Source organism: Pseudomonas sp. AAC (genome assembly GCF_000725445.1).
In the GTDB taxonomy this organism is placed as follows: domain Bacteria; phylum Pseudomonadota; class Gammaproteobacteria; order Pseudomonadales; family Pseudomonadaceae; genus Pseudomonas; species Pseudomonas citronellolis.
Genome location: NZ_KL647097.1, coordinates 1 through 22,371, shown reverse-complemented (window position 1 = coordinate 22,371; position 22,371 = coordinate 1). Strand labels below are relative to the sequence as shown.

The window sequence follows — 22,371 nt, the reverse complement described above, 5'->3', positions numbered from 1 at the left end:
GATGGCGGCACACAGAGGCTTCCTGGCAACTGACGATGACGATGACGATAAAACGCTTAGCGCGCCGACAATGGCCCGCTCGAGAGGGCAGCTGGGGTCCGCCTATGCGCCTGGAGCCTTCTTCACCTTCGAAGGCGGCCTGGGCGCGTGCATTTCCATTCCGGACCTCTCGGCAACAGTAGACGACGCACCAATTCAACCGGCAACAAAATCTCAAATTATCCTGAGATTGCAGGAAATTTGGCAGAGTTGGTTCGCTCGATCATTTGGTGTAGGCGATAGCACGCGCAAAATCGACCCTCATCAATGCCTGGATGAGTCGCTTCTCAAGGGGGCCGCGGTGATCCCGTTGAGCGCTGACCGCTTGGCATTCTTGAGTCCGTTGCGAATGGGGTATGCCCCGGCCCCGCTGACTTTCGTCTGCAACAAGTGCCGGCTCTTCAGGCGTTTCAAGTCAGCCCACGAGCTAGCTAAGAGCATGGATCAGTTGCGTAAGACCCGTTGCACAGTCGCTGATGCCAGTGGACCGTGTCAATGGCGGCAGGTCGATGTCATCTTTGTACACTGGTCCGGTGAGTGGATGCCTGTAACTCCTGGTCGATGGGAGTGGGATGACCGCAACAACGCTCTGAGACTCTATGGTGAAGAGTGCAATGTATGCGGCGGAAGCGACTTCAAACTCAATACCGACTCGCCTCGCATCGGTCAGTGGCATTTCTACTGCGCCAACCCTACGTGTGGGCATAAAGGGTCCAATGAGTGGCGCCAAAATGACCCGTTCACGACGGGGCTCCTGAGAAACCAATCCAGTGCGCGCGTTAGCGAACGCCGCATGGAGCCAATCTCGTATCGCGCGTCATCAGCGTACTATGCGCAGTCAGAGCAATTTGTACTTTTCCCAGAGTCGGAGCATCAGCTCATCACGATGCTTGAGCCGCAACGTAACGCCGAGCTCGCTGCTTTTATCGGAAACCAGTTTCGATTCGGTGGCACAGAGCTCACACCTGATGAGATGAGAGAGGCTTTGCTCGCAGCAGGAAAGGTCAGCGAGTGGGAGTCGTACGAGACCCTTTCCCGGATGCATCAGCTTGCGAGTGGCTCAGGGGATACAGCCATTCAAACGATGATGGAAAGCGAGCTGAAGAAGCTCGTAACAAGATGGACCACCGGCGACCCGCCGCTCGTGCGGCCACATGTCGAACTTCCACCAGCAGTCAATGTGCAACTTTCACTGCGTAGCGAGTACACCAGCCGTTTCGACCCTTTCGTCCTCGCAGTTGAGCACGAAGCACTGAATAGGGGCAAGCTTTCCGTTCTGCCTGACGGGGTGCGTGCGAAATTTGTGCGCTTCAACCATCTGGACAACGACCTTGCACCGAAGGACGCGAACACCAAGGCAGCCCAGGAGGCCGAAACCCAGCGCTTAATGGTCAAGCTTGGCATCGCCGACCTGGGGTTGATTCGCGAGTTCGACCTGTGCCGCTTTACTCACGGATATACGCGAGTTTCTGCGACTCCGACACTGGACAAGCGCAACCAGGACATGCCTGTTCGATTGAGGCTGTTCGACCCGTTACGCAGCGGTAAGAGGCCCATCTACGTTGTCACGCAGGCCAACGAGGCGCTGTACGTACGCCTCGATCCGGGAGCTGTTTACAAGTGGCTTCAAGCTGTCGGGGTGTCGGACCTGCCGAGCTGGGATGAGAGCAGTTCCGTCAAGTTGGGCGGCAGGATTTTGGAGGTGGCGCAGCCGTTCGGGCGCTACTTCTCTCTCCTGAAAGAAGGGGACGCGTCAACCTACCGCTACGTATACACGCTGTTGCACACCTACTCGCACGTGCTTATGAAGAACGTAGCCGAGTTGTCGGGCTTAGATCTAGGCTCTATGGGGGAATACATTTTTCCGCTGGACCTTGCTTTCGTGATCTATCGAAATGGCACGACCATGGACTTGGGGAACCTATCATCGCTGTGGCGGAACGAACATAATCGGTTCCTCTCTCGCTTATTGGAAGCTTCGACACATCGCTGCAACTCGGGTCGACTCTGTGATACGGCTGGGGGAGCTTGCCCCGACTGTATCATGATTCCCGAGACGTCCTGCATTGCTCAGAACCAGCTGCTGTCTCGTGCCGTGCTAAAGGGCGGCCCGCCACCCCGTGAGGATGCAGCACACAAGGGGCAGCGCATCTATGGCTTCCTCGAGGTGATCAACGAAACCGATGAGGGGTGAACTGTTGAGCGCCTTTGACGCGCTAGCTCCTCATTGCGAGGTAAGTGCGTCATTGTGCGAAGCAGCCGGGCAAGGCTCATTTAATGTGCCTTTGGACCTGCACTCCATCTGTACGCGTGCCGGTCTGCCACAGGCGCGAGTTGCCGACGTTGAGCGTTCATTGATTGCCGGGCAAGCATGTGGGGTGTTCGTGCAGTCAACGCCGCTCACCTGGCAGGTGCGTGATTGCGCCTTCGCAGCACAGCTGGCTCCCTTGCTGCTTGGCGCGCGACTGTATCGCACACGTGTCTACCGCGATGCTGACATAGTGGAGGTGGTGCTGACGAAACCACCTGCTCCGAGCCAAATTTCCTTGCAGCTTGAGAAAATGCTCCAGGGCAGCTGGGGTTTCAGGGATACCAGGCAGCTACTGCCGGCTATTGCAGAATCTGCAAGTAGCTCCTTTTGTGTGATGACGCCGTTTTTCGACGAGGTCGGCGCGCAGGTTGTGTTAAATCTCTTTGAGCGTACATCTGCGTCGGACAGATGCCTCATTTTGCGCACCAATAAAGAAGGGCACCCCCCAGCAGTATTACAATTCGTCCGTGAGGACCTTTCTCGCCTTGGCGTAAAAGTGCTTAACTTTCGCCTTGACCGTCCTGACGCACCAGGCAACGAAACCTTCCACGCAAAAGTAATTCTCGCAGACGATGCGGCTGCTTATGTGGGCTCGTCTAATCTGAATCAGTGGTCATTCGAGTACTCTCTGGAGCTTGGGCTATATGTGCGAGGAAAAGCTGCGGCTCGAATCGCTACTCTGCTGTGTGCCATTCGCGCTGTTTCAGGAGTGATGGCCTAGTGGGTGGAGCGGTTCCGCCGTTGCAGTATATGAACTCAGAATTCCCGTGTGCGAAAATCAAGATTTTTGGTTTGGATAGTTTTTCAAGCAGTGTCGCACTGGCATGCTCTAAAATGCACTCGGACACTTATCCGGGAGTTAGTAAATGGGAGAGGAGAAATTGAGTGGATTTAATTTCCCTCTGTTGGTCAAGCAAGTGGTTGAGATGCATCATTGGAGTACCAAAATTTTCATTCTACTCCGCGAGGCAGACTGTGCTCTAGTGTTTTAAAAAATTAAACTAAGCGAGAAAAATTTTCCGAGCTTTACTATAGATAATCTCTTTGCACTGTTTTGCCGATCCGTTTTAGTGAGTGAGAGGTGTCTAGGTACAGTGGTTTTGTTCGAAAGGGCATTGAATAATGGGCTCATGAGTGGAATAGTAGTTTGTTTAGCAAATTCTTTGCTTCTCTTATCGATAAAGCCATGGAGCGTGCCGTATTTCTATCGTAGTTATCCTCTTCCATGAATTTAATTAGGGTGGCTAATTTTTGGTCAATCCTCACGCTTAATTGCTCGGCTCTATAATTAATATATCTTCGCCTTCTAATTTGTAGTCTCGACTCTCGGTTGAGATGGAGGATCTCGATCATGTAGCTAGAAACTTTGCTGGTGCTTAAGAGTTTGCCTGTGAGTGAAACCGAGAAGTGATTGGAGAGTCCTTCTTGGAAAGGATCAATGAAGCCGGAAACTCCATCATGTGAGGTATATGCCGGTATGAGGTCTGACGTATGCCAGTTTTTCGATTTGAAGATATTGCACTTAGAGCAAGAAAGAACAAGATTATTAGGGTCGGTTGATAGTTCGGGGAAAAGTGCTGATGGTCTAAAGTGATCAAGGTGAAACCCTTCGCCTCCTTGCTCGGATAGAAGCGTGTCGCAGTAGACACATCGCTCTTTGCAGTCCTCCTTTATTTCTTCATAGTACTCTTTGTAATTTGCATAGTAATTTCCCTGGCTTGTCTTTTTGTATTCATCGCGCCTCGTGAGTTTTGGGTAAAACATTTAAGTATCATCCTTTTTCAGGATCTCTTCTATCTCAAGGAGGATTCTTTCTTGCTCGTCTGACTGCTTTTTGAGCTCAATGGTCATAGTGAATTCTTCGAGTGCAGTAGGAGCCTCTCTCCAGATTTTTAGTTCATTTAGTTCGTCTGACTCTTCTTCGCTAATTTCTGAAGAGATGTATTTTTTTAGGAGGCTTGCAAAGCGCTGCTCTCGCTCATTCACTATTTTTTCAAAGGTGTTTATATGGCGACTGATTCGTTTTGTTGCGCTTTCAAGTGCTGGACCGCCATCAGCGAAATCATCCTTGCTTAGGATGTATTCTACACTGTGGAGATTCTCGTCGATTTCGTCGACGTGATTACTAAGTATATAAATCGGAATTTTAGTGTCTATTTGCCTGTATGCGTTAGCCAGCTCGCTTCCAATGTAGTCCGCAGTTCCTGCGACTTCAAGGTGCTCGTCAACAATTATCGATACGATGCGGTCTCGCATTCTAAATATATGCTTGACCATAAGTTCGAGCGTCGGTTGAGGCTGTGAACAGATAATCTCAAGATCAGACGATAATTGCCGCTTTAGTACTTGGCTGTACGAATCAAGGGCAATCTGTTCTTCATCAATGTATAGGATCACATTTTGGGGCATCTATTTATTCGCCTCTAGTAAAGAGGGTGGGGAAGTTTATAAGAAATTCAGCGCCACCGAGCCTACCATTTGCAATAGCTATGATACTGCCGCCTGCATGGTTTTCCACAAAGCTTTTCACAATAGACAAACCCATACCGGTTCCTTCTACGGCCCCTTTTCTGTCCAGTCTTGTACTGTACATTGGCTGGAAGATTAACTCTTCGGTTCCGCTCTCTAAGCCAAATCCGCTATCCGCGAAGTTTAGTTCTAAGTAATTGTCGTCTTTTTCAGTGACTTTTATGGAAATAAATCTTTGGCCAATTGGGGTTCTCTTTAATGCCCATATTGAATTTGAAATAAGGTTGACGAGTATGCTTTCTAAGTCGATTTCAAAGGCTGTAATCTTTTTTTGAGTTTCTATAGAAACGTCGAACTCAATATTTTGCCGATCTAAAGAGGCTTTTAGAGATTTAAATACGTCGGTGGCGATTCTGCCTATGCTAGTCGATTTTCGCTTTCTTTTGTCAGGCTTTATGTTGCCCAGTGCGAAGGAGGCAAAGTTTCTAACAAATCCAGTGCTGGATATAATTGTGTTGAGGCATTTGCTGAACTCTTCATCATAGGGTGGAGTCAGCATGAAAGTTCCAAGCTCGAAATTGCTTTTTAGATTTTTGGCATTTACTAGGGATAGATTTGTGAACTCTTTTGCTTCATGGCCGAAGCATACAGTCAAAATGCCCAAAGATGCTAAGTTGGCTAATGTGTCTTTCTCGCTTTCTAGTTCTTCAGCTTTTTGTTCAAGATGAACTTCCAGCTCGTTTGATCTGGCAGCTGCTTCAGCTAGTTTCGACTCAATTTCTATAATTTTTTCTAAGTATTCTTGCGGAGGAGGGCTATTGTTTTCTGTGCTTTCTGATATTTTGCTTTTAAATTCTTCAACAACTAGTGTTGTGTCGGTAATGGCTTTTTTTGCCAAAGATTTCTTTTCTTCGGTATCGGAATCCTCAGACTCTTCCCTTGCGACTTTCTGTGCAAACCCTTCAAAGGTTTGAATTGTTTTAACGCAGAATGCACGCATGTCATAAAAGGCTTCCGACTCCACGATGCCTTCTCGGTTAGTTTGGTCCTCAAGCAGTGGGTTGGACTGTCGGCTAATAAAAACTGCACCCACAATTTGGTGTGGACCAACTTTCCATCCACCTTGCTTTACACCTCCAGGACTTTTGGCTCGGCGTATTCCTAAGTCAAGCCAGTCACCTTTGCCCGAAGGCTCTCCATAAGGACGAACTCTAAACTTGTCTCTATATATACGGACACCCTGATTTGCAGCCATGAATTCTTGCCAATTCCGTTTGGTTAAGTCTAGATTTTTTAGGCCGGGAGCATCCCAGGGAATAAAATACATCTTGAATCGTAAAGTGCCACAGGAAGAGTCAGGGTGTCGGTCTTTAATCCAATTTGACCATGGTTCAGCCTCGACTTTAAATTCTCTACCATCAGGGCCGTATTTAAAAGTGGCATTAATTTGATCGGCGTTGAGCTCGGCTTCGACTACCCAGCGAGCATAGTCAATGGCTGAAGTGCTAGATACATTCCCATCTACAGTAGATATCCCGGACTTTATATTTATGGAGAAATTTCCAATCTCATCAAATGGAGATACTAGCAGTGATAGCTCTTTTTTGAGATCTAGTAGTAAGTCTGGTGTCCAGCTATCTTTTAGATCTTTTAGGATTATTCTTGTTCCTTTGCTTTTTTTACTTTGAGGGAATTGCCCGAGCTCATCATTTATTGGTGAGGTGACTTTATATATTTTGTGCTTGATTTGAGACAACGCTCTGTCGGAGTTTTCGTATGCGCTCCACTCGATTTCTAGCTCAATTGCATAATCGTCATCCGTGCGCTTTGTCTGCAGAAGGAGAGATCTGCAAAGCCGATCTGCCCCAAGGCGACCTAGACCCTTGGCTCCCGTGAGGACCCTGCTAGAGTCTTCTGATTTCTCTTTTTGAGTCTTATGGCTTGTGCCGATTATCAGCCAATTTTGTTGTATCTCATCAAATGACATCCCCTCACCGTCATCTGTGATGAGCATGGACTTAGTGTTGTCGCTGGTCTCGATAAATTCTAGTATTACTTCCTTGGCACCGGCATCATATGAGTTTTTTATTAATTCTGAAATCGCAACCATAGAGCTAGATATGCTTTGACGACCCAGTTGAATTGGGAGGCGCGCAGCTATCTCAAAAGGCAATTCATCTAGTAGTACTTTCACTGAATGCTCCATGGGATTTCTGATATCGCTGAGACTGTCAGGTGGCGGCAACGAATTCTATTGTTTAGATATAAGTTGACTTGCTCTTTTTTCAGTAGCTCGAGTAATTCTCTGCAGTAACGGAGGTCTCCATCTTTTGGTGTTAGCACCAAAAGGTGATTCTCGACAGCTACTAATCGCTTCCCTAGTATAAGGGTAGGGACTGCTCGGTGTCTGTCGCGGGGGCCAGATGTTCTTCGTATCACTACAAATGGCGGCTGGAAAACCCTTCCTAAAAATTTTCTTTTCTCAGGGATTTTCTTGACTTCTCCCCATTTAGGTAAAGTTTTTGGGTGTATATATGAGTAATTAGGACCCTCATGAGGGTCTCTAAAAGGCACAACTGCTCCGACAGAAATCTTAAAGTAGTGGCCTATTGTCGAGTGAGTTTCGTGGTCATAATCGTTTTTCGGTTGCCATTGTATATTCTGGTGGTTAGATCTTTTTATTACGCCATTTATAAGAAATATGTCAATGTCAGTGTTCTTGTCGAATCGACCTTCAGTGGAGATTCTTGTGTCTGCTAATCTTTCCTCAACAATAATGCGCCAAGATTCAAATCTACTTCCGCTTCTTAGTACGTCGGGTAGAATTGCTGATATTGAACAGCCGTTTTTGAGGCTTAAAGATAGCTCGAAATAAAATATTGCGGCATTGTTTATTTTTCCGCTACCCCAGCTGTATTTTACAGCGCTTCTAGAGTTGTTGTATGGCGGGTTGAGCGCTAGGTGCGTTGCCTTGGATATGATTTCTTTATTTTCGAGGCAGTTGCCTGTCTGGATATTGCTAAGTAGTTTTGTTAGTTCTTTGAGGCTCTTGTCAGGCTTTGCACCCCGCACTAGAGTTTCTAATACGATTCTGAGTTTTGTACACTCAACAAATTCAGAATATATATCGAAACCACAAAGTTGCTTTCCCCATTGCTCCAGTGTTGCGCTAGCAGAGTCGGCTATGGGCATTTTTTTCGATGCAGCAACAAGTAGGCTTCCCGAGCCACATGTTGGGTCGACAATGAAAGACTCTCCAGTGATGGGGTTGTTGAAGTTATCTATGGCTTTTTCTGCAAGATAGTCGCTAGTAAAAAAAACACCAGACTCTCGTAGAGTGGTTATATCAATTAACTCTCTGACTTTTTGGGCGGTTATGGCACTTTTGTTTTTGAATTTCTGGTCGGATTCATGCGTCCAGAAATGAAAGATTTGCTCAAGTTTCGTGTTGTATTTTGCAAAGTCTTCCATCTATCATCCTAGTTTGATACTGTATACGCCTGTATGCCTGTGACCTGGGCATGTCTAATGTGCAAAATATACAGGACGCGCGAGATTTTACACGAGCTTATGGCCATTTTTCGTCAGGTAGAGTGTTACCCCTAGAGCTCGCTGGTTCTCATTGACAATGAGGCGGCTAGTGGGGACTGAGTGGCTGGCACGACGTATCGCTAATTCGCGCTTGGGATGCGCCCTTCCCGCTAGGAGGCACAAATGTGCCTCCCTGAGAATCGCGCGCGCGTTTTGGTCCGCGCCGCTTTCGATAGTGGCTGGCGATTTTTTGAGCAGTTGCGCGTGACTATGCAATGCTGCCACTAGTCAGTCAGCGTGGCTAAGAGTGTTTCAAGCTTCTCTCCCAGGCGCCGCCAAGCCTCGGTTTTTTCCTTCGCATAGTCATGATGAAGATAGTGTCGACGCACCTTGGATCCGCTCAGTAGGTGGTTTTGACAACGATCAATGATCTCCAGCGTGATGCCGAGTTCCTGCATCATAGTTGCGCCTGTGCGCCGCAAGTCATGCGGCGTCCATTCACCCTTGGAACCCTTGCTCAGCACCAGTGAGTCATCATGGTGACGACCAGCAAGCGGCTTGCTGCGGTTCTTGAAGCGGCATTGCCGATCGCCGATCAGCTTGCTGACCGTCTTGGTGTCGACATGGCTGTTCTCGTCCTTACTCGGGAAGCAGAACGGGGTATGGCCAGTTTCTTCTTTCAGGCGCTTGAACTGGTTCAGCGCGAATGGCGACAGGAATACATGGTGATCCTGGCGTTTACCTTTGTGTCCCTTGGTGGCTTCGGCTGGGATATACCAGGTACCTTTGTCCAGATCCACATGGCGCCATTCGGATTTGAGCAACTCGCCGATACGGCAGAGGGTGCTCAGGCAGATCCAGACGGCACATTGCACGCGTGAATTGACCGGGCGGATGCCGGAGTATTTCTGGCCGACGGGCAGGGCGTCGTAGTCGCGCTCCAGACGGGCGAAGATGTCGCGCAACTCGCGGATTTCGTCAGGGGAAAGCAGTCGGTCGCGTTGTTCCTGGTAGTCGTGGTCGAGCAGCTTGTTGACGTCTACCAGGTCGGCTGGGTTGCCGTCGGCCATCAGGGGGCGCCATGGCTTGCGTTTCTCGGCCCAGCGCAGCATCTGGCCTATGTCCTTGCTGCGGATCACTACGGTGCGATTCAGCCCGCGTGCTTTGACTTGGCGCAGAACGTTGAGCAGGTCTTTCTCGGTTAGGGTGCGCAGCGGCTTCTTGCCAATGAGCGGTAGCACGTCCTTGGTGAAGCTGCGGCGCAGTTCGGTATTGCTGTCCTGACGTGATACGCCATCGCGCATCCACTCCTCGAAGAGGTCGGCGACTGTCTTGTTCTCCGCTGCCTGGCGCTCGGCTTCGGCAATGGTGGCCGCAATAGCGGCTTGGGCTTCGATCTTGGCGGCTTTGCGGGCGGCAGTGGGATCGATCCCTTTTGCGACTGTGGCTTTCACTTCGTCGCGTTCGGCGCGAATCTGCACCAGCGACTTCTTGGGTCAACTGCCCAGGCGATGATCGCGTTTCGCTCCATCCAGTTTGAACTCATAGCGAAACAGGACCGTGACGCCGCGTACCCCAGCACGAACCTTGGCGACCAGTCCGCCGTCTTCGCGCAGTGTCTTGCCATCGTCGGCCGAGGTGAGCGCTTCCAGTTGCTTCGCTGTCAGTTTTGCCACCGTCTACCCCTTGCCCGATTCGGTCGCCTTGGAATTTTGCCCCACTTTTGCCCCACCGAATCGCTTGGCTGTCTGTGGATGCTCATGGATCGTGATGGACGCTATTTAGCCTGTATGCCCCGTATTTACTAGGGTGTAGGCGATCCGCCAGTGTCCACTAGCGTCCATGTAAACTCATGAAATAAGCGCTTGGGGTGCAAGGGGTAGAGTGTTTGAGGTGTTCTGTTTTGGTTTCTGGTTGACGCAAATTGCGCACAAAACCATTGAGCGAACGCACTGATATCCACGTCTGGAACCGCGTCCGTCCAGATCACCCGGCTTGACCGCCCTGGCAGGCAGTGCTCTTCGATAAGCTCGGACGTAACCCAGAAGCGAATTCAGGCAGTGTCGCTGCAGAAGTCGGCGACGTGGTCATGCAAACCGCTGAGACCAAGGCCTTGGCCGATGCTGCGAAGGAGGTGAACTTCCAGGTTGGGGAATAGGGCCGCCGTGGCTGCCCACCTAGTTGTCCCATCACGCTGTCAGTCCTGTACCCGCTGACAGCGTGACCCACGTCGCTAGTATGAAATGGCAACCACAGCCCATCAAAACCAGCCAACCCCCACCAGCCCCCACCCAGCAGAAGTCGGTCCCCAACAGCCAAAACCTATCACGTCCCAGTCTTCACCCTCGTCCAGACCCGCGTACGCACCCGCTCAAGCCTCAAGGGCAGTGTTTCCAGCGGATACAACGTATCCATGACCTCCTTCGTGGGATGCTGCGCCGGGTTTTCGCGCAGTTGGGTGTCTATCAGTTTGGTGGCGTCCTTGTTGCCGTTGGGGTAGCCGACGTAGTTGGAGTTCTTCGCGGTAATTTCCGGGCGCAGGATGTAGTCGATGAAGGCGTAGCCTTGCTGTGGGTGTGGCGCATCCTTGAGCAGCACCAGGTTTTCCATCCACACCGGGGCGCCTTCGCGGGGGATGCTGTAGGTGATCTTCATGCCGTTGTGGGCCCGTTCGGCGATCTGTCTGGCGCTGTATACCGAGCCGCCCCAGCCGACCACGGCGCAGATGTCGCCGTTGGCCAGGTCGGAGGGGAACTTCGATGAGTCGAAGTAGCGGATGTAGGGGCGGATGCTGCGCAGCAGGGCTTCGGCGCGTTCGTAGTCGGCCGGGTTCTTGCTGTTGGGCGGCAGGCCCAGGTAGTGCAGGGCGATGGGGATGATTTCCACCGGCGCGTCGAGCATGGCGACGCCGCAATCGCTGAGCTTGCTGATGTTTTCCTTCTTGAAGATCAGGTCCCACGAGTCCACCGGCGCGTCCGCTCCTAGCCGTTGCGCGACCTTGTCGGCGTTGTAGCCGATGCCGGTGGTGCCCCACATGTAGGGCACCGCGTAGCGGTTGCCACCCTGCTCACCCTCATCGGCTGGAGCGCCTTGCGGGTGTTCGGCGCCTTCTTCCTCGCGGTGCTGACGGCGGTGCCGGTGGGCATTCTCATGGGCGTCAACCGGGTGGCGCGGGGCATTTTCGACCCGCTGGTGGAGTTCTACCGGCCGCTGCCGCCGCTGGCCTATCTGCCCCTGGTGGTGATCTGGATGGGCATCGGCGAAGGCTCGAAGATCCTGCTCATCTACCTGGCCATGTTCGCCCCGCTGGCGCTCAGCGCCCGCGCCGGCGTGCGCTCGGTGGCCATCGAACAGTTCCACGCCGCCTACTCCATGGGCGGGAGCCGCCGCCGAGATGGTCGCGGCCACCGCCGGCCTGGGCTTCATGGTGCTGACCGCATCGAAGTTCATGGCCACCGAGGTGGTGGTGCTGGGCATCCTGGTGATCGGCGCCCTGGCCCTGTTGTTCGACCTCGGCATGCGCTGGCTGGAGCGCCGCCTGGTGCCCTGGAAGGGCAAGGCCTGAAGCCATGCCGGGCGGCCAGGCCCGGCGAAGCGGAGAGATTTCCCACGATCGGCACCCCCGGGTGCCCAGTACGCGCGGCGTCGGTGCGGGCACTCGCTCGTCCCGGCGCCGGGCCGGAACCATGAACAGGAGCAAGCCCGATGAACGATTTTTCCCCGCAGTCCGCCAGCGAGCAATGGCTGGAATCGGACCGCCGCCATGTATGGCACCACCTGACCCAGCACCGGGGCTTCGAGCGGGCGGCGCCGCCGATGATGCACCGGGGCGAGGGCCTGTACGTCTGGGATGTGCAGGGCCGGCGCTACCTGGACGCCACTTCCGGCGGCGTCTGGTGCGTCAACGTGGGCTATGGCCGGGCCAGCATCGCCGACGCCGTGCGCGACCAACTGGTCGAGCTGAACTACTTCGCCGGCACCCTGGGCAGCCCGGTGGCGGCGCGCTTCGCCGAGGCGCTGATCGAGAACATGCCGGGCATGAGCCGGGTGTATTTCTCCAACTCAGGTTCGGAAGCCAACGAGAAGGCCTACAAGATGGTGCGGCAGATCGCCCACCGCAAGTACGCCGGCCGCAAGCACAAGATCCTCTACCGCGAGCGCGACTACCACGGCACCACCATCACCTGCCTGAGTTCCACCGGGCAACAGGAACGGCGCATGCAGTACAGCCCCTTCACCCCGGGCTTCGTCGAGTTCCCGCATTGCTGCGAGTACCGCAGCCAATTCGGCCCGGTCGACGACTACGGCGCCCGCGCGGCCCGCGCCATGGAGGAGGTCATCCTGCGCGAGGGCCCGGACACCATCGGCGCGGTGGTGCTGGAGCCGATCACCGCCGGTGGCGGCGTCATCACTCAGCCCGCGGGCTACCTGAAGGCCGTGGAAGCGATCTGCCGCAAGTACGACATCCTCATTCACATCGATGAGGTGGTTTGCGGCCTGGGCCGCACCGGCAAGTGGTTCGCCTACCAGCACTACGGCATCCAGCCGGACATCGTCACCATGGCCAAGGGCGTGGCGTCCGGGTATGCCGCCATCTCCTGCACGGTGACCACAGAAGAGGTGTTCGAACAGTTCAAGGGCGAGCCGGACGACCGCGAGGTCTACTTCCGTGACATCAGCACCTTCGGTGGCTGTACCGCCGGCCCCGCCGCAGCGCTGGAGAACCTGCGGATCATCGAGCGGGAAGGCCTGCTGGAGAATGCGGAGAAAATCGGCGCCTACCTGTTCGAAGGCCTGCTGCGCCTGCAGCGAAAACACCCGCTGATCGGCGAGGTTCGTGGCAAGGGACTCTTCCTCGGCATCGAGCTGGTCAGCGACCGCGAGACCCGCGAACCGGTGGCCGAGGGCGTGGCCATGCGGGTTGCCGCGCTGTGCATGGCCAAGGGCCTGATCATCAGCCGTACCAACCGCTCCTTCGCCGACTTCAACAACACCCTGTGCCTGAGCCCGGCCCTGACCATCGGGCGCGAACAGGCCGACCAGATCCTTTCGATCCTCGAGCAGGCGCTGGCGGAGGTGGGGGAAGCTTCTGAGGAGTCGAACCGAACAGCGGGCGTCAGCGAGGAACTGGCGCCTGCGTGGTTCCGGCCAGGCGAGGCCGACGATGACCGGCATCGGGCGAACGCGGGCGAGGAGTCTTCTTCTTCTCGGGAAACAGGCGGTACGTTCCGAGGAAGGCGTGACGGGGATGGGTTGTCTGAGGCGGTTGGCTACGAGCATACAAGTGACCTCGTGGCAAGCCATGGAAAAACGCCTACTCTGTTCCTTCCCGTGTGCGGGCAGGGAAAGGAATAGGTGGTATCCACTCACCCACGGTCCTGGGCACGGGCGTGGAACCCTGCGACGAGGAGCACCGCCATGAAAGCGCTGAAGCTGGAGAAGGCCTTCACCCTGCTGGAGCCCGGCCCGGTGGTGCTGGTCACCACCTGCGACGCTGGCCAGCCCAACATCATGACGCTGTCCTGGACCATGGTGGTCGACTTCACCCCGCGCTTCGCTTTCACCACCGGGCCCTGGAACCATTCCTACGCCGCGCTGGAAAAGACCCGCGAGTGCGTCATCGCCATTCCCACCGTGGACCTGCTCGACACCGTGGTCGGCATAGGCACCTGCTCCGGCGCCGACACCGACAAGTTCGCCCGCTTCGGGCTGACCGCCGTGCCGGCCCGGCATGTCGGCGCGCCGCTGATCGGCGAGTGCCTGGCGAACATCGAGTGCCGGGTGGTCGACGTGGTCGAGCGGCACAACATAGTGGTGCTCGACGGCATCGCCGCCTACGTCGATTCCAAACGCGAGGAGCGCCGTACCCTGCACGCGGTCGGCGACGGCACCTTCGTGGCGGATGGCGAGAAGTTCGACCGGCGCAAGGCGATGCGCTCGAAGCTGCCGCCCGGCGTCTAGTCGAGCTCCCTTGGCGCAGCCCGGCCCCCGCCGGTCGCGAATGACGCGCTTCTCTTGTAAGATCAACGGTTTGGATTGGCAGGGCGCTGCCCAGGTTGCCAATCGCAAGTCAGTTGAGATTCACTGCCTGCCGGATCGCAGAGGGAGCTGAATCCTGATTCCGCCCGCCCCCCCCGGTCGTCATGCCGTCGAAGCGCCTCGCCACTGCGGCGCGGGCCGGTGGCGCGTGCATCCCGAGCATAGTCCGAGCCCGCCGTGCCGAACCTGGCTGCGGGAGTGGCGTGCGTTTCCCCGGCGGCGAACCCGGACAGATACAGCGGTATTGAAAAAGGCCAAGTCATGAGCGACATCCGTAATCCCAAGCACCAGGCCCTGGTCGCCAAGCTGCGCGAGATCTTCCAGATCGACCGCCCGGAGCTGGACTTCGGCGTCTACCGCATCCTCAATGCCCGCGCCGGCGAGATCAACGACTACCTGGAGCGGCGCCTGCCGCGCAAGATCCAGGAGCACCTGGCGGGGCGCGATGGCGCCGAGCACGAGAACGCCGTCTTCAGCCACCTGCTGACCTTCTTCAGCCGTTACTACAACAACGGCGACTTCGTCAGCCAGCGCCGCTACAAGGGGGACACCTACGCCATCCCCTACGCCGGCGAGGAAGTCATGCTGCACTGGGCCAACAAGGACCAGTACTACACCAAGAGCGGCGAGAACTTCGCCAACTACAGCTTCCGCCTGGAAGACGGCCGCGCCGTGCACTTCCGCCTGGTGGCCGCCGACACCGCCAAGGACAACCGCAAGGACAACGACAAGGAACGCCGCTTCGCGCTGATCGAACCGATGACGCTGAGCCGCACCGACGAGCACGGCCACGAATACGACGAAGCGCTGCTGCCCATCGAGGAGGGCGACGGCGCCGACGGCCAGCCGCTGCTGACGCTGCGCTTCGAATACCGCCCGGTGGCCAAGGGCACCAAGCAGGAGACGCTGATCGGCAAGGCCGTCGAGACCGTGCTGGGCGATGCGGCGGTCAAGGCGCGCTGGGCCGATCTGGCCAGGCGCGAGCCGACCGAGAAGAACCCGCAGCGCACGCTGCTGGAGAAGAACCTCAGCGACTACGCCAGCAAGAACACCGCCGACTACTTCATCCACAAGGACCTCGGGCGTTTCCTGCGCGGCGAGCTGGACTTCTACATCAAGAACGAAGTCCTGCACCTGGACGACCTGCAGAACGCCACGGCCATCGCCGATATCGACAAGAGCCTGCGCATGACGCAGTGCCTGCGGGCCATCGCCCGGGAGCTGATCGACTTCCTGGCGCAACTGGAAGAGTTCCAGAAGAAGCTCTGGCTGAAGAAGAAGTTCGTGGTCTCCAGCCATTACTGCATCACCCTGGACCGGGTGCCGGAAGCGTTGTACCCAGCCATCGTCGGCAACCCCCGGCAATGGGAGCAGTGGCGCCAGCTGGGGCTCTGGACGGGCGCGGCGAATGGCACCGAGCAGGACCTGCGCAATGCGCCCTTCCGGATGCTCGACACCAGCCTCTACGACGCCGCCTTCAAGGCGCGGCTGCTGGCTTCCATCGCCGACCTGGACGGCAGCGTCAACGGCACCTTCGTCCACAGCGACAACTTCCAGGCCCTGAGCTTCCTGCAGGAGCGCTACCGCGAGCAGGTCAAGTACATCTATATAGACCCGCCCTACAACACCAACTCCACGCCCATCCTCTACAAGAACGAGTACAAGCATTCGTCCTGGATGAGCCTGATGCAGGACCGCCTGATCAAGGGCATGAGCCTGCTGCGCTTCGACGGCGTGAAGACGGTGGCGATCGACGATTCCGAGATGGTCAACCTGTCCAAGGTGATGGAGCAGGTGGCGCCGGAGCACACGCTGTCGCGGGTCACCGTGGTGCACAACCCCAAGGGCTCGATCACCCGCAACTTCAACCGTACCCACGAGTACGCGCTGTTCCTCACCCGCGACGGGCTGTCGAGCATCGCCAGGACCCTGGAAGAGAACGGCACCCCGCGCAAGATGCGGCGCTGGGGCGAGAACTCCCGGCGCATCGACCGGCGGCCGTCGTTCTACCCGATCTACGTGGTGGACGGCCGCGTGGTCGACGTCGGCACGGTGCCGGACGACGATTTCCACCCCGCCGGCAAGAACGTCCTGCTGGCCGATGGGCGCGTCGAGGTGTGGCCGATCGACCAGGACGGCGTCGAACGGCGCTGGAACTTCGGCCTCGACTCCATCCGCCAGAACCTGGAGCGCGTCGCGGCGCTCAAGGTCGGCGACGACTGGGACCTGTTCGTCACCCATGAACAGACCGTGCCCAAGACCGTCTGGAGCGGCGGCGAGTTCGATGCCGGCAAGTACGGTAACAGCCTGCTCATCGACATGCTCGGCGAGAAGCGCTTCGACTTCCCGAAATCGATCCACCTGGTGAAGAAGTGCATCTCCCTGGCGGTCCAGGCCGACGAGCAGGCCCTGGTGCTCGACTACTTCGGCGGCAGCGGCACCACCGCCCATGCGGTGATCGAGCTGCGGCGCGAGGCCCAGGCCGCCGGCCTGGAGCCCAAGCTCGGCTTCATCCTGGTGGAGCAGGGCGAGTACTTCGAAACCGTGACCAAGCCGCGGGCGATTAAGGCCATCTACTCCGCGCAATGGAAGGATGGCGAGCCCACGGCGCCGCAGACCGGCCTGTCCGGCTGCTTCAAGGTGCTCAAGCTGGAGAGCTACGAGGACGCCCTGAACAACATCCAACTGGCCCGGCCGCCGGCGGTGGGCGACCTGTTCGGCTTCCTCCCGGACCACGCGCGGGACGACTACCTGCTGCGCTACATGCTGAACGTGGAGAGCCGCGCCTCGTTGCTGTCGATCGGCGATTTCCGCAAGCCGTTCGACTACGCCATGGACATCGCGGTGGACTCCGCCGGCGCCTTCGAGCGGCGCCCGGTGGACCTGGTCGAGACCTTCAACTATCTCCTCGGCCTGCGCGTCGGCCAGGTGGATGCGCAGCTGGAGCGCGGCTTCGTCAAGGTCACCGGCACGCTGCCGGGCGGGGAAAGCTGCCTGGTGCTCTGGCGTGACTGCGAGGTCCTCGACTACGAGGGCATCAGCCGGCTCTGCGAGGAGCTGGCGATCGACCCGGCGAACAGCCGCTTCGACGTCATCTACCTCAACGGCGACCACAACATTCCCTCGGTGCTCACCCAGACCGCGGCGCAGGGCGGCGCCACCCGCGAGCTCAAGCTGCGCCAGATCGAGCCGGAATTCCTCGAACGCATGTTCGCCGTGGAGGCGCTCTGATGGCGCGAGCACCACGGGGCGCGGCCGGCAAGCGGAGCTTCCACCAGGAACTGGTGCTCAACCGCTGGATGCTGGGTTTCTTCAAGGGCGGCAGCCTGGGGGCGCTGAAGCTGCGCCTGGGCGATGACCGCCACGAGGGCATCGACGATGACGGCCAGACGCTGTTCTTCCACGAGCTGGCCGGCAACTTCTTCGAACCGCAACGCACCAGCGAGGCGGAGCTGCGCCGCTACGACCTGAACATAGTCGAGCACTGGCGGCGCATCACCGCCCAGCGTAACAAGCGCGAAGGCCACGAACTGCAGATGAAGTACTTCCAGTACCTGTCGCTGCTGTTCAGCGAAATCTACCTGGACTGGTACTTCAATCGCCGCGAAGCGCTGCTAGATGGCCTGAACGAAACCCTGGCGGCCTACCGCGGGGAGGCCGGCGCCGATCCGTTCCGCGACTTCGACGCCGACGACCTGAACAAGATCGCCTTCTGGAACGCCACCGGCAGCGGCAAGACGCTGCTGCTGCACGTCAATATCCTGCAGTACCTGCACTACTTCCAGGCCGGCAATGGCGACCGCTACCCGAGCAAGGTCATCCTGTTGACACCCAACGAAGGCCTGTCGCGCCAGCACCTGGAAGAGCTGCACCTGTCCGGCTTCGGCTTCGCCCAGTACTTCAACAAGAGCCAGACGCCGCCGCGCGGCACCATCGAGATCATCGACATCAACAAGCTCGGCGACGAGATGGGCGACAAGACCGTGGCGGTGGAGGCCTTCGAGGGCAACAACCTGGTGCTGGTGGACGAAGGCCACCGCGGCACCGGGACGGCCGCGGGGGCCTGGATGAGCCGGCGCGACGCCCTGGTGCGCGGCGGCTTCGCCTTCGAGTATTCGGCCACCTTCGGCCAGGCGGTGGCCAAGGGGCTGACCGTCGACGCGGCTGAGGAAGAGCTGAAGAAGAAGCGCGCGAAGATGCTGTTCCAGACCGCCAGCCTGAAGAAGCTGGACGAGGACCAGTTGGCGCAGTTGGCGCTGACCGCGGAAGAGCTGCGCCAGGCGCGCATCACCGCGACCCGCGAGGTCTATGCCAAGTGCATCCTCTTCGACTACTCGTACAAGTTCTTCTACGAGGATGGCTACGGCAAGGACTCGCTGATCCTCAACATGAACGGCGAGGCCTACGCCGAGGGCGACAACGCCTACAAATATTTCGCCGCCTGCCTGCTGGCCTTCTACCAGCAGACCTGGTTGTGGAGCCGTCATCGCGAGCAACTGCAGGACTTCAACATCGAGAAGCCGCTCTGGGTGTTCGTCGGCAACAAGGTGGCGGACGAAGACTCCGACATTCTCGAGGTGGTGACCTTCCTCGCCGAGTTCCTCAACCGCGAGGCGCAGATCAAGGCCTGGCTGGCGGACCTGGTGAACGACAAGGCACAGCTGCTGGACGCCAAGGGCAACAACATCTTCCAGGGGCGCTTCGCGCCGCTGCTGGGCTATGGCGACAGGATCGACGAGCTGTACGCCGATATCCTCCAGCGGGTGTTCAACGCCCCGGCCCGCCAGCGCCTGAAGCTGGTCAACATCCGCAGCAGCAAGGGCGAGCTGGCCCTGCGGGTGGGCGATGGCGAGCCCTTCGCGCTGATCAACATCGGCGACGACTCCGCCTTCTTCCGCCAGGCCGAGGCCTGCGCGGCCTTCGACAGCGAGGCGGACGACTTCAGCGGCGCGCTCTTTGGCACCCTGAACCACAAGGACAGCCGGCTGAACGTGCTGATCGGCTCGCGCAAGTTCACCGAGGGCTGGAGCAGCTGGCGGGTTTCCACCATGGGCCTGCTCAACATGGGGCAGGGCGAGGGTTCGCAGATCATCCAGCTGTTCGGTCGCGGCGTGCGGCTGAAGGGCGAGGGCTTCTCGCTCAAGCGCACCAGTCCCCAGGAACGCCCCAAGGGCCTGCACCTGGACAAGCTGGAAACCCTGAACATCTTCGGCGTGCGCGCCAACTACATCGCGGCCTTCAAGGACTACCTGAAGGAAGAGGGGATCACCCCCAGCGACGAGCTGATCGAGCTGGAGCTCCCCACCCGGGCGAACCTGCCGCAAGGCAAGCTGAGGACCCTGGCGCTCAAGGACGGCTACAAGGACAACCAGCAGAAGGGCTTCAAGCGCACCCACTTCCCCTGGCTGTACGAAGTGCCCGCGGCGTTCGCCGGCAAGGTCAAGCTGCCCCATGTGACGCTGGACCTGTATCCGCGCATCGAGGCGCTGAGCACCACGAAGGCGGCGGGCTCCGTGGCGCAGGCGCGCAACCGCGCCAAGCTCAACCCGGCGCTGTTCGGTCTGTTCGACTGGGACCGCATCTATGTCGAACTGCAGGACTGCAAGCTGCAGCGGGGCTGGAGCAACCTGCGCCTGGACCGGCAGAAGCTGATGGACTTCTGCCAGGGCCCGGCCGACTGGTACACGCTGCTGATCCCGGCCAGCGAGCTGGCGATCACCGGCTATGCCGACGTCCGCAAGCAGGAAGACATACTGGTCCGCCTGCTGGTCGACTACACCGAGCGCTTCTACAAGGCCCTGAAGAGCGGCTACGAAGGCCAGTTCTACGACGTGGTCCAGCTGGACGAGGGGCACGGCTCGATGCTCAAGGGCTACCGCTTCGAGATCGAGGGCAGCGAGCAGGGCCTGGAGTATTTCCGCAAGCTGGAGGCGTTGAAGGCGCAGGTGGCGGAAGGGCGGATCGACCAGGCCGGCCAATGGAGCGCGCCGCACATGGTGGCCATCAGCTTCGATCGTCACCTGTACTACCCGCTGCTGTCGCTGGACGACAAGGACGCCGTTCCCTTCAAGCTGCGCCCGCTGGCGTTCGACGCGCCCAGCGAGTGGGATTTCGTCAGGGACCTGGAGGCTTTCCACGGCTCACCCGCGGGCAGGAAGGCCATCGGCTCGCGCAGCCTTTACCTGCTGCGCAACGCCGCCACACAGGACAAGGGCCTGGGTTTCGCCACCGCGGGCAACTTCTATCCCGATTTCCTGCTCTGGCTGGTGGACGAGGCGACGGGGCAGCAGTGGCTGACCTTCGTGGACCCCAAGGGCCTGCGCAACCTGGACCTGGGGCACCCGAAGCTGGGCCTGTACAAGGAGGTCAAGACGATCCAGGCCACGTTGGCCAAGCCGGGCGAGCAGGCGCTCGTGCTCAACGCCTTCGTGCTGTCGCCGACGCCCTATGCGGAGTTGCTGAACGTCGCGGAGCATTGCCCGAAAGCGGAGCTGGAGGACCGCCACATCCTCTTCATGGAGGATGGTGCCGGCAGCTATCTGGAGAAGATGTTCGCGAGGATAGGGTAGGGCGCTGCTGGCTGTAGCCGGGGGCTACAGCCAGTGGGCGGGAACTTCGATCTCGTAGTTCTTGGCCACTATGGCCAGGGTCCGGGCGATTTCCGCATGGCGCGCCTGCTGCGCGCCATCCCAGCCTTCCCGGTTGGCCAGCAGGCTCTTGAGTTCCTCCAGGTTGTACATGCCCAGGCGGAGGAAGTTGCCCCAGGTCGGGGCGCCGAAGAGATTGTAGATGGTGGTGGTGTCGTCGCGCTCGCTGGCCAGGCGCTTGGGGCCGGTCAGCTTCTCGGCGGCGGCTTCCGCCTCGTCGCGGTCTTCGTAGGTATTGAGCAGCTTGATCATGAAGAACGTGCGATCTCTTCGTGTAGCATGACTGAAGGGCGTCGATTGTAGGGAGTAGCTGTGCGCATGTCGAATCCATGGAAGGCCTGCAACCTGTACCAGAACCTGCTGGAGTCGTTGCCGCCGGGGCTGGTCGCCCGCGTCCCGGCGGGGCACTCCAGGCTGCTCGCCTGGCAGCAGGAGTCACGCCACTACTACCAGACGATGTATCTCGATGAGGCTCAGGGCGCGCCTTCGCTGAAAAGACCCGGCGACGCGGTTTGCCGGGAATGCGAGAAGTTCCATCTCTCCACGCTCAAGCAGATAGACAAGAACCCGGACATCGACCTGGGCAATGAACTGGAGGCGGTGTTCGAGGCCTACTTCCAGCAAGTCCTGGATACCCTCGTTCCGGGGCTCGTGATCGAACGGGCCGATCAACAGGAATTGCACATGCCGGATTTCCAGGTGCGGCATGTGCAGACCGGCGAAGTTCTGCTGCTGATGGAGTTCAAGGTCATCTTCCGGCCGTTCCTGCTGATCTCGAAGAAGGTCAACCCGGCCTACGAGTGTTATTCCCACTCGATGACGCTGGACGTCGCCGACAAGTTGAACGCCCAGCGCGAGCTCGTGGTCAACGGCCCGGGCGCGCACAAGTGCGCCTACGTCTATTGGTACGACCTGCCTTGCGTGAAGGGCGTGTTCTGGATGTCGGCGCAAGACGTGTACCGGCACCAGGACGAGCAGGTTGCCTATAAGAGGAAGGTGGTCAGCGGCGACATGGGCTCGGCAGGGCAGGTGAGGGGCGCGGTCAGGAAGCTGTACCTGCCGCTCTATCAGATGAATGACTTCGACTCGCTGGTCTCGCTGCTGCAGGAAAGAGCGCCGCTGAAATAAAAGATTCAAAAAGTCGTTGACGGGGGTTTTTAACTCCCTATAATGCGCACCACTCCCAGCGACGAAGCGCTGAAAGAGCTTGAAAATCAAGCACTTAAGCAGGTTCGAGGTTGAGAGTGGTGATCAGGCCGGTGATTCACTTGTCGCCTTTGGGTTCGACAGCTGCTCCGGCAGCGAGCCAAAAGGAAGATCGCCGAGGTGCTTGAC

At 57.7% G+C, this 22,371-nt stretch carries 13 protein-coding genes and 3 pseudogenes; 9 read left to right on the top strand and 7 right to left on the bottom strand.

Annotation, left to right across the window (positions count from 1 at the left end; translation table 11 throughout):
• The first annotated feature begins 1 nt into the window (after position 1).
• Positions 2–2,233, top strand: coding sequence for a hypothetical protein (locus tag FG99_RS13815; RefSeq protein WP_043270396.1), 2,232 nt, complete (start codon positions 2–4; stop codon positions 2,231–2,233).
• A gap of 4 nt (positions 2,234–2,237) precedes the next feature.
• Positions 2,238–3,071, top strand: a complete 834-nt coding sequence (locus tag FG99_RS31350) for a phospholipase D-like domain-containing protein (protein WP_177330903.1) — start codon at positions 2,238–2,240, stop codon at positions 3,069–3,071.
• Positions 3,072–3,478: 407 nt separating this feature from the next.
• Here the strand turns inward: FG99_RS31350 and FG99_RS31345 are convergent, their stop codons facing one another.
• From FG99_RS31345 to FG99_RS13795, 6 genes and pseudogenes are all read right to left on the bottom strand, one after another.
• Positions 3,479–4,114, bottom strand: coding sequence for an HNH endonuclease (locus tag FG99_RS31345; RefSeq protein WP_081884620.1), 636 nt, complete (start codon positions 4,112–4,114; stop codon positions 3,479–3,481).
• Positions 4,115–4,759 (bottom strand): hypothetical protein, encoded by a 645-nt coding sequence (locus FG99_RS32110; RefSeq protein ID WP_156060075.1) that lies wholly within the window; start codon positions 4,757–4,759, stop codon positions 4,115–4,117. It lies immediately after the preceding gene.
• A 4-nt stretch (positions 4,760–4,763) separates the two neighbouring features.
• Entirely contained in the window at positions 4,764–7,013 is a 2,250-nt protein-coding gene (locus FG99_RS31340; RefSeq protein ID WP_177330902.1) for a sensor histidine kinase, read from the bottom strand.
• Positions 7,010–8,290 (bottom strand): N-6 DNA methylase, encoded by a 1,281-nt coding sequence (locus tag FG99_RS32105; protein WP_156060074.1) that lies wholly within the window; start codon positions 8,288–8,290, stop codon positions 7,010–7,012. Before FG99_RS32105 ends, FG99_RS31340 begins: the two co-directional genes overlap by 4 nt.
• Positions 8,291–8,634: 344 nt before the next feature.
• Positions 8,635–10,026: pseudogene (locus FG99_RS13800) on the bottom strand (tyrosine-type recombinase/integrase).
• Positions 10,027–10,675: 649 nt separating this feature from the next.
• A pseudogene (locus FG99_RS13795) lies at positions 10,676–11,410 on the bottom strand (extracellular solute-binding protein); the annotation flags it as partial.
• A 90-nt stretch (positions 11,411–11,500) separates the two neighbouring features.
• On the opposite strand from FG99_RS13795, the pseudogene FG99_RS33240 reads away from it, so the two are divergent.
• The 6 genes and pseudogenes from FG99_RS33240 to FG99_RS13770 form a co-directional block, all read left to right on the top strand.
• A pseudogene (locus FG99_RS33240) lies at positions 11,501–11,683 on the top strand (taurine ABC transporter permease); the annotation flags it as partial.
• Between the two features lie 61 nt (positions 11,684–11,744).
• Complete coding sequence (locus FG99_RS33235) at positions 11,745–11,915, top strand: taurine transporter subunit (RefSeq protein WP_081884652.1); 171 nt, start codon at positions 11,745–11,747, stop codon at positions 11,913–11,915.
• A 140-nt stretch (positions 11,916–12,055) separates the two neighbouring features.
• Entirely contained in the window at positions 12,056–13,705 is a 1,650-nt protein-coding gene (locus FG99_RS13785) for an aminotransferase family protein (RefSeq protein ID WP_081884619.1), read from the top strand.
• Positions 13,706–13,768: 63 nt separating this feature from the next.
• On the top strand, positions 13,769–14,311 hold the full coding sequence (locus FG99_RS13780) for a flavin reductase family protein (protein WP_043270391.1): 543 nt from the start codon (positions 13,769–13,771) through the stop codon (positions 14,309–14,311).
• 339 nt (positions 14,312–14,650) lie between these two features.
• Complete coding sequence (locus FG99_RS13775; protein WP_051878837.1) at positions 14,651–17,620, top strand: DNA methyltransferase; 2,970 nt, start codon at positions 14,651–14,653, stop codon at positions 17,618–17,620.
• The gene (locus tag FG99_RS13770) at positions 17,620–20,958 is read left to right on the top strand and encodes a DEAD/DEAH box helicase family protein (RefSeq protein ID WP_043270387.1); all 3,339 of its coding nucleotides are present in this window, start codon (positions 17,620–17,622) and stop codon (positions 20,956–20,958) included. The genes FG99_RS13775 and FG99_RS13770 overlap by 1 nt, the downstream gene beginning before the upstream one ends.
• A gap of 24 nt (positions 20,959–20,982) precedes the next feature.
• Here FG99_RS13770 and FG99_RS13765 read toward each other — a convergent pair whose 3' ends face one another.
• Positions 20,983–21,285 carry a hypothetical protein gene (locus FG99_RS13765; RefSeq protein WP_024128624.1) on the bottom strand — a complete coding sequence of 101 codons (303 nt, stop codon included), beginning with the start codon at positions 21,283–21,285 and terminating at the stop codon, positions 20,983–20,985.
• 69 nt (positions 21,286–21,354) lie between these two features.
• Here FG99_RS13765 and FG99_RS13760 point away from each other — a divergent pair, with 69 nt between their 5' ends.
• A complete protein-coding gene (locus tag FG99_RS13760) occupies positions 21,355–22,164 on the top strand; it encodes a hypothetical protein (RefSeq protein ID WP_043270384.1) in 810 nt (269 codons plus the stop codon).
• The last annotated feature ends 207 nt before the right edge of the window (positions 22,165–22,371 follow it).